The sequence below is a fragment of the Burkholderia sp. BCC0397 genome (genome assembly GCF_902832865.1).
Lineage (GTDB): Bacteria > Pseudomonadota > Gammaproteobacteria > Burkholderiales > Burkholderiaceae > Burkholderia.
This window is the reverse complement of record NZ_CADFDL010000001.1, coordinates 465,793-477,289: the sequence shown is the minus strand read 5'-3', so window position 1 is coordinate 477,289 and position 11,497 is coordinate 465,793. Positions and strand designations below refer to the sequence as shown.

The following is an 11,497-nucleotide window of genomic DNA, read 5'->3' as shown; positions in this document are numbered from 1 at the left end:
CGATGAAATCCTTCTCCCTGCCCCGCCGCCCCGCGCTCACCCTGTGCGCGGCCGCGTGCCTGCTCGCCGGCTGCACGGTCGGCCCCGACTACCGCGGCGCGCCCGCCGCGCCGGATGCGCCGACCTTCGTGCGCGCACCGGCCACCGGCGTCGACACCGCCGCGCCCGCGCCGAGCGCGTGGTGGCACGCGCTGAACGATCGCCAGCTCGACGCGCTGATCGTCGCCGCGCTCGTGTACAACCCCGATCTGCACGCCGCGCAGGCCCGCTTGCGCGCGGCACGCGCGCAGCTCTCGCAACAGCGCGCCGCGCAGATGCCGAAATCGTCGGCCACCGTCGCGGCCATCCGCATGCGCGAACCGGACGTCGGCGCGCTCGGTTCGCTGCTGCCGTCGAACGGCTCGGGCCAGTCGGGCGGCATGTCGCCGTCGCTCGGCGGCTCGGGGCCGCTGCAACTCTATTCGGCGGGCTTCGACGCGACCTGGGAAATCGACCTGTTCGGCGGCACGCGCCGCGCGGTCGAAGCCGCCTCCGCGCAGGCCGAAGCGGTCGATGCCGACCTTGCCGATACGCAGGTGTCGATCGCGGCCGAAGTCGCGAATGCGTATGTCGACCTGCGCGATCAGCAGCAACGACTTGCGTTGTCGCGGCGCACCGCGCAATTGCAGCAGCAGATGCTCGAACTCACGCAGCAGCGCCGCGCGCGCGGCGTCGCGGCCGATGCGGACATCGAGCGGCTGACGACGCTGGTCGAGAACACGCGCGCGTCGCTGATCCCGCTCGATGCCCAGGTGACCGAATCGCTCGACCGGCTCGCGATCCTGACGGGCCGCGCGCCGGGCGCGCTCGACGCCGCGCTGTCGACCCCGGACGCGGCATTGCCGATGCTGCCCGGCAGCGTCGCGATCGGCGATCCGGCCACGCTGCTGAAGCAGCGCCCCGACATCCGCGCGGCCGAACGCCGGCTCGCGTCGAGCCATGCGCAGATCGGCGAGCATATCGCCGACTATTTCCCGAAGGTGACGTTGCTCGGCGATCTCGGCTTCAGCGCGACCGACCCCGGCCACCTGTTCCGCAAGCAGAATTTCACGTGGGTCGGTGCGCCGTACCTGCAATGGAACATTCTGGACTTCGGACGCACGCGCGGCGCGGTACGCGCGGCCGAAGCGTCGCGCGACGAAGCGGAAGCGAATTACCAGAAGGCCGTGCTCGGTGCATTGCAGGATGCCAATACCGCGTTGCAGCGTTACGGGCATCAGCGCGAGCATGTCGTCGCGTTGACGAAGGTGCAGACGTCGGCCGTGCATTCGCGCGCGCTGATGGACCAGCGCTATCGCGCGGGCGTCGCGTCGATGATCGACCTGCTCGATACGCAACGCGAAGCGCTGTCCGCGCAGCAAAACGTGATCGCCGGGCAAGCCGAACTGATCAAGGACTACGTGTCCGTACAGAAGAGCCTCGGGCTCGGATGGCAGACAAGCGCCGGTTGACGGCGCCGACGCAAATCATGCACGACCGATGCATCATGCTTGCCGCAACTCATTGCGCGCGCAACAATACTGCTTCGTTTCTTGCGCAACGAACGGGCGCGCGCCCCATCGACGCCACGGCTATCGAAAACATATCGAATATCAATTAGCCAATCGTCTGACGATCTCTTCTAATTCAGTCGGCTTCCCCACCACCGATCGGATTCAAGGAGTTCCATCGTCATGTCCTCATCTTCCCATCGCGTGCTGCGGCACGCAGTCGCCGCGGTCTGCGTGGCACTCTCCGCCTCTCCGTACGCCGCCGAACTCACGCGCGACACCGGCGCGCCCGTCGGCGACAACCAGAATTCGCAGACGGCCGGCCCCGCCGGCCCGGTGCTGCTGCAGGATTCCGCGCTCATCGAGAAACTGCAGCGCTTCGATCGCGAGCGCATTCCCGAACGCGTCGTGCATGCGCGCGGCACCGGCGCATTCGGCGAGTTCGTGCCGAGCACCGACATCTCCGACCTGACGAAAGCGAAAGTCTTCACGCCGGGCACCCGCACGCCGGTGTTCGTGCGCTTCTCCACCGTGATGGGCTATCGCGGCTCGCCCGAGCAGGCGCGCGACCCGCGCGGCTTCGCGGTGAAGTTCTATACGCAGCAGGGCAACTGGGACATGGTCGGCATCAACTGGCCGGTGTTCTTCATTCGCGACGGCATCAAGTTCCCCGACTTCGTGCACGCGAACAAACCGAGCGCCGTGACCGGCGTGCAGGACCCGAACCTCGCGTTCGACTTCTTCGCGCACACGCCCGAAGCGACCCACATGCTGACGAGGCTGTACACGGACGAGGGCATGCCCGATTCGTATCGCCGCATGGACGGCTTCGCGGTGCATGCGTTCAAGTTCGTCAACGCGCAGGGCGACGTGCACTACGTGAAGTTCCACTGGAAGAGCCAGCAAGGCGTGCACGGCCTGCGCCCGCAAGAGATCCCTGCATCGATCGGCCGCGACTGGAACATGATGACGAACGACCTGTACGGCGCGCTGAAACAGGGCGATTTCCCGAAGTGGGACCTGTACGTGCAGGTGCTCACGCCGAAGGACCTGAGCCGCTTCGACTTCGACGCGCTCGACGATACGAAGGTCTGGACCGGCGTGCCTGAACGCAAGATCGGCACGATGACGCTCAACCGCGTGCCCGACAACTACTTCCAGTCGACCGAGGAATCGGCCTTCGCGCCGTCGCGGCTCGTGCCGGGGATCGAGCCGTCCGAAGACCGGATGCTGCAGGATCGCCTGTTCGCGTACGCCGACACGCAGATGTACCGGCTCGGCGCGAACTACATGGATCTGCCGATCAACCGCCCGGTCGTGCCGGTGGTCAACAACAACCAGGACGGCAAGATGAATGCCGGCGACCGCAAGGGCGAGGTGAATTACGAACCGTCGACGCTGAACGAACTCGCGCAGGATCCGCAGTACAAGTCGGTCCGCATGGCGCTCAACGGCACGACGCAGCAGGAAGCGATCCGCAAGAAGCTGCCGTTCCGTCAGGCGGGCGAGTACTACCGGAGCCTGTCGCAGCAGGACAAGGATGACCTCGTCACCGCGTTGTCCGGCGACCTCGGCCAGGTGAAGAACGCGCAGAACCAGTACGCGATGCTGTCGTACTTCTACAAGGCCGACGCCGACTACGGGATGCGCCTCGCGCAGGCCGTTCACGCGAACGTCCAGCAAGTGCAGTCGCTCGCGGCGAAGCTGAGCGACAACTGATCCCGCGGCTTCGGTCGCTGCCGACGTGTGCGATCGCGCCGCGCACGTCGGCCCGCCCCCCCTTCATCAGGACTTCCCCATGCGATCAGAACGCTTCACCCACGCGATCCGCGCGGCCGCGGCGGCGCTTGCACTGGCCGCGCTCGCCGGCTGCGCGCACCTGCCCGACCAGCCGGCATACGGCAAGGCCGACCCTGCCGCGCTGCGCCGCTATGACGGCGACTGGTTCGACGCCGCGCGCGTCGGCCGCGTCGATATCCTGCGCGCGTTGCACGACGCCGGTTATCCGGTCGACGCCACCGACAGCCACGGCTACACGGCCGTGATCCTCGCGTCGTACGACGGCCAGCCCGCGGCGCTCGACTACCTGTTGTCGGCCGGCGCCGATGCGTGCGTCGGCGATCGTCACGGCAACACCGCACTGATGGGCGCCCTCTTCAAAAATGAACCCGACATCGCGCGACGCCTGATCGACACGCGCTGCCCGATCGACCAGACGAACGGCGCCGGCGAAACCGCGCTGGGGTTCGCGACGCTGTTCAACCGCTTCGAGCTGATTCCGCTGCTCGTCGCGCAGGGCGCGAATCCGAACCATGTCGACCGGCGCGGCCAGTCGCTGCTTCAGCTCGCGCTGACGCACGACAACACGTACGCCGCGGACGCACTGCGCAATGCAGGCGCCAAACCGTAGCGCGACGACGCGTCAAAGCAGCATCCACTCGCACCCCACCACCGACGCGACGTCGAGCATCTGCGCCCGGCAGGCCCGTCGTCGCCAGCCGGCGCAGCCGCGCGGCCTCGTCTGACCATCCCCCCTCCCGCCCGCCATCGTTTTTTGCCGCCTTTCGCCGTCTCCATCGAATCTCCATCTTTCCGCATAAAAGACGCCAACTACGCGCGTCAGACTCCAGTCCGTCAAAGCAGGCAGTGGGCTGCCTGCGCTTCCTGGAGTCGCTATGAAGAATCAGAAACGATGCTGCCACGGCGCCGTATGCGCGCTGGTGGCGGCAATGCTGGCGGGTTGCGGGCCGTCCCAACAGCAGGCCGCCGCACCGGCCACCCCGGTGGCGGCCATGACCGTGGCCGCCACGCGCGTCGACGTGACCGAAGACCTGCCGGGCCGCGTCGCGGCCGTGCGGGTGGCCGAGATCCGGCCGCAGGTAAGCGGCATCGTGCAACGCCGGCTGTTCGAGCAAGGCACCGAAGTGCGCGTGGACCAGCCGCTGTTCCAGATCAATCCGGCGCCGTTCAAGGCCGAGATGGACACCGCCGCCGCCTCGCTGCAGCGCGCGCAGGCCGCACTCGAACGTGCGAAGGTGCAGACGGCGCGCTTCAAGCCGCTCGTCGAGGCCGATGCGATCAGCCGCCAGGTGTACGACGACGCCGTATCGCAACGCGACCAGGCCGCGGCCGATGTCGCGCAGGCCCGCGCGACGCTTGCGCGCCGCCAGCTCGACCTGAAGTTCGCGACCGTGGAAGCGCCGATCGCCGGCCGCATCGACCAGGCGCTCGTGACCGAAGGCGCGCTGGTGTCGAGCAGCGACAGCCAGCCGATGGCGCGCATCCAGCAGATCGACCAAGTGTACGTGGACGTGCGCCAGCCGGCCGCCTCGCTCGACGCGCTGCGCGGCGCGCTCGCCTCGCAGCCGCAAGCGTCGGACAGCAACGGCCTGCCGGTCGACGTGCTGCGCGACGACGACACGCGTTACGACGTGAAGGGCCGCATGCTGTTCTCGGGCGTCAACGTCGATCCGGGCACCGGCGACGTGCTGCTGCGCGTGCTGGTCGACAACCCGAAGCGCCAGCTGCTGCCGGGCATGTACGTGCGTGCCCGCATTCCGCGCGCGCACTACGCGAACGCCGTGATGGTGCCGCAACAGGCCATCGTGCGCGCCGGCGGCAAGCCGCAGGTGTGGGTGCTCGACGCGAAGAGCAACGCGCATCTGAAAGCCGTCGAAGTCGGCGAGCTCACGAACCGCAGCTACCGCATCAAGTCGGGCCTGCAGGCCGGCCAGAAGATCGTCGTCGAAGGCATGGAACGCCTGACCGACGGCGCGGCGGCCGCCGCAACCGACTGGAAGTCGCCTGACGCGGCCGCCGCCGCGTCCGCGCACTGAGTCACGAGGAGCCTCCAGCCATGGCTGAATTCTTTATCCGCCGCCCGGTGTTTGCGTGGGTGATCGCCCTCTTCATCATCCTGATGGGGCTGATCGCGATCCCGCAACTGCCGGTCGCGCGCTATCCGTCGGTCGCGCCGCCCTCCGTCACGATCACCGCGACCTATCCGGGCGCCACGCCGCAGACGATGAACGACGGCGTGCTGAGCCTCATCGAGCGCGAACTGTCCGGCGTCAAGAACCTGCTGTACTTCGAATCGTCGGCCGACACGTCCGGCGGCGCGCAGATCACCGTGACGTTCAAGCCCGGCACCGATCCGGAGATGGCGCAGGTCGACGTGCAGAACAAGATCAAGTCGATCGAGCCGCGCCTGCCTGCCGCCGTGCGCCAGAACGGGTTGATCGTCGAATCCGCGTCGTCCGGCTTCCTGATGCTGATCGGCCTGCGCTCCGACAACGGCCGCTTCGACGAAGGCGCGCTCGCCGACTACATGGCGCGCAGCGTGTCCGAGGAGCTGCGGCGCATCGACGGCGTCGGGCGGGTGCTCCAGTTCGGCTCCGAGCGCGCGATGCGCATCTGGGTCGATCCGCAGAAGCTGATCAATTTCGGCCTGTCGATGAGCGACCTGACGACCGCGATCGGCCAGCAGAACGTGCAGATCGCGCCGGGCAGCCTCGGTGCGCTGCCCGCGCTGCCGGGCCAGCGCGTGACCGTGCCGCTCACCGCGCAGGGTCAGCTCACCACGCCGGAGGAATTCGCGAAGGTCGTGCTGCGCGCGAACGCGGACGGCTCGAAGGTCGTGCTCGGCGACGTCGCACGCGTCGAACTCGGCTCGCAGAACTACATGTACGTGAGCCGCGAGAACAACAAGCCGGCCACCCTCGCCGGCGTGCAGCTCGCGCCGGGCGCCAATGCGGTGAAGACCGCGGACGCGATCCGCACGCGCATGGCCGAACTGAGCAAGTCGATGCCGTCGGGCATGACCTACTCGATCCCGCTCGACACGTCGCCGTTCGTGAAGATCTCGATCGAGAAAGTGCTGCACACGCTGCTCGAAGCGATGGTGCTCGTGTTCCTCGTGATGTACCTGTTCCTGCAGAACGTGCGCTATACGCTGATCCCGGCCATCGTCGCGCCGGTCGCGATGCTCGGCACCTTTGCGGTAATGCTGATGACCGGCTTCTCGATCAACGTGCTGACGATGTTCGGCATGGTGCTCGCGATCGGCATCATCGTCGACGATGCGATCGTCGTCGTCGAGAACGTCGAACGCCTGATGGCCGAGGAAGGACTCTCGCCGAAGGACGCGACGTCGAAGGCGATGAAGGAGATCACGGGCGCGATCGTCGGCGTCACGCTGGTGCTGACCGCGGTGTTCCTGCCGATGGCGATGGCGAGCGGCTCGGTCGGCGTGATCTACAAGCAGTTCACGCTGTCGATGGCCGTATCGATCCTGTTCTCCGCACTGTTGGCGCTGACGCTCACGCCGGCCCTGTGCGCGACGATGCTCAAGCCGCTCGAACCGGGCCATCACGAGAAGCGCGGCTTCTTCGGCTGGTTCAACCGCCGCTTCGATCGCATGACGAAATGGTACGAGACGCGCGTCGGCCGCCTGGTCGGCCGCACGGGCCGCGTGATGCTGGTGTTCCTGGCGATTGCCGGCGCACTGGTGTTCGGCTTCCGCGGCCTGCCGTCGTCGTTCCTGCCGGACGAGGACCAGGGCTACTTCATCACCAGCTTTCTGCTGCCCGCGGACGCTACCGCCGAGCGCACACATGACGTGGTCAAGACGCTGGAGAAGCATCTTGCTTCGCGTCCGGCAATCCAGTCGAGCATTTCCGTGATCGGCTACGGCTTCTCGGGCCAGGGTCCGAACGCGGCGATCAACTGGTCCGTGATGAAGGACTGGAAGAACCGCGGCGGCGCATCGACCGTCGAGGAAGGCATGCTCGCGCAGCAGGCGATGGCCGGCGTGACCGAAGGCACGGTGATGAGCCTGCTGCCGCCGGCCATCGACGAGCTCGGCAACAGCTCGGGCTTCTCGATGCGCCTGGAAGACCGCGCCAACCAGGGCACGGCGGCGCTCAAGGCCGCGGAAGTCAAGCTGCTCGAACTCGCCGCGCAAAGCAAGGTCGTGACCGGCGTGTACCCGGACAGCCTGCCGGCCGGCACGAGCATCCGCCTCGAGATCGACCGCGCGAAGGCGCAGGCGCTCGGCGTGTCGTTCACGACGCTCAGCGACACGCTGTCGACCGCGATGGGCTCGACCTACGTGAACGACTTCCCGAACGCCGGCCGCATGCAGCAGGTGATCATCCAGGCCGACGCGCCGGCGCGCATGCAGATCGACAACGTGATGAAGCTGTACGTGCGCAACGCGGCCGGCGGCATGGTGCCGCTGTCCGAAGTGGTGCGCCCGGTGTGGACCGAGACGCCGCTGCAGATGGTGCGCTTCAAGGGCTACCCGTCCGCGCGGATCTCGGGCACTGCCGCCCCCGGCCAGTCGAGCGGCGCGGCGATGGCCGAGATGGAACGGCTCGCCGCGCAACTGCCGCCGGGCTTCGCGGTCGAGTGGACCGGCCAGTCGCTGCAGGAACGCCAGTCGGCGTCGCAGGCGCCGATGCTGATGGTGCTGTCGATGATCGTCGTGTTCCTGGTGCTCGCCGCGCTGTACGAAAGCTGGTCGATTCCGCTGTCGGTGATGCTGGTGGTGCCGCTCGGCCTGATCGGCGCGATCGGTGCGGTGCTGCTGCGCGGCTTGCCGAACGACGTGTTCTTCAAGGTCGGGATGATCACCGTGATCGGCCTGTCCGCGAAGAACGCGATCCTGATCGTCGAGTTCGCGAAGCAGTTGCGCGAGGAAGGCAAGGGCTTGATCGAGGCAGCCGTGCAGGCGTCGAAGCTGCGCCTGCGCCCGATCCTGATGACCTCGCTCGCGTTCGGCCTCGGCGTCGTGCCGCTGATGATCGCGACCGGCGCCAGCGCCGAGACGCAGCACGCGATCGGCACCGGCGTGTTCGGCGGCATGGTGACCGCCACGGTGCTGGCCATTTTCTTCGTCCCTGTTTTCTTTGTGTTCGTGATGAGTATCCAGGAGCGCATCGGCGCATGGCGGGCTTCCCGCAAGCAGCCGGCTATCCCGACTCACGGACAGGAAGGTTGATGCCATGCGATTGCTTATTCTTCCCCTCGTCCTCGCGCTGTCGGCCTGCTCGCTCGCGCCGACGCTGGTCAAACCCTCGATGCCGGTGCCGACGGCCTACACGGCCAACGCGGCCGCCGATCTCAAGGCCAACGCGGCCGATCTCGGCTGGCGCACGATGTTCGGCGATCGCCGCCTGCAGCGCCTGATCGAGCTTGCGCTCGACAACAACCGCGACCTGCGGGTGGCAGCGCTGAACGTCGAGGCCGCCGAAGCGCAGTACGGCATCCAGCGTTCCGCGCGCCTGCCGTCGATCGGCGCCGGCGCGAACTTCACGCGCCAGCGCACGTCGGACGACACGCAGTCGAGTCCGCCGCTGTTCGGCACGACGCAGAACCAGTACGGCGTGAACGTCGGCATCAGCGCGTTCGAGATCGACCTGTTCGGCCGCGTGAAGTCGCAGTCGGATGCCGCGTTCGCGCGCTACCTCGCGACCGATCACGGCCGCCGTGCGGTGCAGATCTCGCTGGTCGGCGGCGTGGCGGACGCGTACTTCGCGGAACGCCTCGCGCACGAGCAGCGCCAGCTGTCCGAGCGCACGCTCGCCGACTGGCAGCAATCGCTCGATCTCGCGCGCCGCCTGAAGGAAGCGCATCAGGCGAGCGGCGTCGATATCGCGCAGGCCGAAGGCCAGGTCGCGAGCGCGACGGCCGATCTCGAAGCGCGCACGCGCGCCGTCGAGCAGGCACGCAACGCGCTGCGCCTGCTGATCGGCGCCGAGCTGCCGAAGGATCTGCCCGAGCCGCTGCCGCTTCAGCAGCAACCGGTGATGACGCAACTGCCGGCCGGCCTGCCGTCCGAGCTGCTGTTCCGGCGACCGGATATCCAGCAGGCCGAACAAAATCTCGTCGCCGCGAATGCGGACATCGGCGCCGCGCGCGCCGCATTCTTCCCGCGCCTGTCGCTGACGTCGTCGATCGGTTTCCTCAGCCCCGCGATGGGCAGCCTGTTCGACGGCGGCCAGCGCACGTGGAGCTTCGCGCCGCAGGTCACGGTGCCGATCTTCCAGGGCGGCCGGCTGCGTGCCGAGCTGCGTCTCGCGGAAGTGCGCAAATCCAGCGCGGTCGCCGAATACGAACGCTCGATCCAGGCCGCGTTCCGCGAAGTGGCCGACGGCATCGCCGGGCGCGAAACCTTCGGCCGCCAGATCGACGCGCAGACGCGCGTGGTCGGCTCGGCCGAACGCCGCACCGACCTGTCGAACCTGCGCTATCGCGCGGGTGTCGAGGGCCGGCTGGAGTTGCTCGATTCGCAGCGGCAGCTCTATTCGGCACGGCAGGCGCTGCTCGACCTGCGCCGCAGCGAGCTCGGCAATGCCGTTGCGCTGTACAAGGCGCTCGGCGGCGGCCTGACGGACCAGGACGTCGCACCGTCGAAGCGCGTGGTGCAGGACTGAACGAACGGCGCCGTTCCGTCCCGCGCGGCAGCGTGGCGGAACGGCGCGACCCGGCCCGGTAACGGGCCGCCCCGACTGTTCGACATCGCACGGCACACTCCATGACGAATTCACTGATATTGATTGCAGAAGACGAGCCCGACATCTCGGACATCCTCGATGCGTACCTTAAGCACGACGGCTTTCGCACCTACCGCGTCGCCGACGGGCAAGCGGCGCTCGACATGCAGCCGCACCTGAAGCCCGACCTGATCCTGCTCGACGTGAAGATGCCGCAGAAAAGCGGCTGGGACGTGCTCGCCGAGCTGCGGCGGCGCGACAACACACCCGTCGTCGTCGTCACCGCGTTCGATCGCGACCTCGACCGGCTGCAGGCACTGCATGCCGGCGCGGACGACTACATCGTCAAGCCGTTCAACCCGGCCGAAGTCGTCGCGCGGTTGCGCGCGATCCTGCGCCGGTCCGCCGCGCCGCCGACCCTGCGCATGCTGCGCGTCGGCGACCTGGAGGTCGACACCGACAGCTATCTGGCCCGCGTGCGCACGGCGGGCGCCGAGGTGCCGATCACGCTGACGCTGACGGAGTTCCGGCTGCTCGCGCACATGGCGAGATCGCCGAGCCGCGTATTCACGCGCGGCGAGTTGCTCGATGCGTGCATGGCCGACGTGAGCGCGCTGGAGCGCACGGTCGACAGCCACATCTGCAGGCTGCGCAAGAAACTCGAACAGGCCGGCGCACCGGGCATGCCCGAAGTGATGCGCGGCGTCGGCTACCGGCTGCGAGGCGTGCAGTGACGCTGCCGGCACGGCCCGGCCGGCAAATCGGGCGGGCGATCGGCCTCGTCGCGATCGTCGTCGTGCTGCTCGCCTGCACCGTCGCGTTCTTCGTCTACACACTGCATGCGCCGGCCGCGTTGCCGCACGACGCGACGGCCGACGCGATGCTCCGCAGTGTGCCCACTTACCTGGTGCTGGCGACGGTGCTGTTCGTCTGCCTGCTGGCCGCCGCGTTCGACCTTGTCAGGCTGCTCCGCCGCATGCTCGCGACGCTCGACGCCATGGCGGACACCGCGGGCCGGATCGTCGCCGGCGATCCGTCGGCACGCGCGGTTTCCCGCGACGGCTGCCCGGCCGACCTGTCGCGCTTCATCGAGCACTTCAATGCGATAACTCATTCCATGAAATCGACGAATCCATCCGATGCGACGGCCCCCGTCGCCAGCAGCAGTCGCGTCACGCGCACCCAGCTCGCTGAACTCGAAACCCGGCTCGACGCCATCAAGGTGCTCGCCACCGATGCGGACGCTGCCTCGCGCGACGCGCTGCTTCAGCATGTCGACGCGCTGTTCCGGTTCGTCGACGACCTTCAGGTTGCCGAACGACAGGCCCCGCCGATTCGAGCATTTCCTCGATAACGAACGGCCGTTTCAACACGCATCGGAAAGGATCGGCGAGTCGCTTTCGGCATTACCTGCTTTACCGGTTTCGAACATTACAAAATGCCGCCGATCTTTTCAAAATCATTGCGGTTTAT

At 67.7% G+C, this 11,497-nt stretch carries 8 protein-coding genes; all 8 read left to right on the top strand.

Annotated features, from left to right (window positions below; translation table 11 throughout):
* The first annotated feature begins 2 nt into the window (after positions 1–2).
* The 8 genes from HWX03_RS02245 (at position 3) to HWX03_RS02210 (ending at position 11,378) form a co-directional block, all read left to right on the top strand.
* Entirely contained in the window at positions 3–1,490 is a 1,488-nt protein-coding gene (locus tag HWX03_RS02245) for an efflux transporter outer membrane subunit (RefSeq protein WP_175870079.1), read from the top strand.
* Between the two features lie 222 nt (positions 1,491–1,712).
* On the top strand, positions 1,713–3,248 hold the full coding sequence (locus tag HWX03_RS02240) for a catalase (protein ID WP_175870078.1): 1,536 nt from the start codon (positions 1,713–1,715) through the stop codon (positions 3,246–3,248).
* A 79-nt stretch (positions 3,249–3,327) separates the two neighbouring features.
* The gene (locus tag HWX03_RS02235; RefSeq protein WP_175870077.1) at positions 3,328–3,939 is read left to right on the top strand and encodes an ankyrin repeat domain-containing protein; all 612 of its coding nucleotides are present in this window, start codon (positions 3,328–3,330) and stop codon (positions 3,937–3,939) included.
* Between the two features lie 265 nt (positions 3,940–4,204).
* On the top strand, positions 4,205–5,365 hold the full coding sequence (locus HWX03_RS02230) for an efflux RND transporter periplasmic adaptor subunit (protein WP_175870076.1): 1,161 nt from the start codon (positions 4,205–4,207) through the stop codon (positions 5,363–5,365).
* Positions 5,366–5,385: 20 nt separating this feature from the next.
* On the top strand, positions 5,386–8,529 hold the full coding sequence (locus tag HWX03_RS02225; RefSeq protein WP_175870075.1) for an efflux RND transporter permease subunit: 3,144 nt from the start codon (positions 5,386–5,388) through the stop codon (positions 8,527–8,529).
* Between the two features lie 4 nt (positions 8,530–8,533).
* Entirely contained in the window at positions 8,534–9,964 is a 1,431-nt protein-coding gene (locus HWX03_RS02220) for an efflux transporter outer membrane subunit (RefSeq protein ID WP_175870074.1), read from the top strand.
* Positions 9,965–10,065: 101 nt separating this feature from the next.
* Complete coding sequence (locus tag HWX03_RS02215; protein WP_175819177.1) at positions 10,066–10,758, top strand: response regulator; 693 nt, start codon at positions 10,066–10,068, stop codon at positions 10,756–10,758.
* Entirely contained in the window at positions 10,755–11,378 is a 624-nt protein-coding gene (locus HWX03_RS02210) for a histidine kinase (protein WP_175870073.1), read from the top strand. Before HWX03_RS02215 ends, HWX03_RS02210 begins: the two co-directional genes overlap by 4 nt.
* The last annotated feature ends 119 nt before the right edge of the window (positions 11,379–11,497 follow it).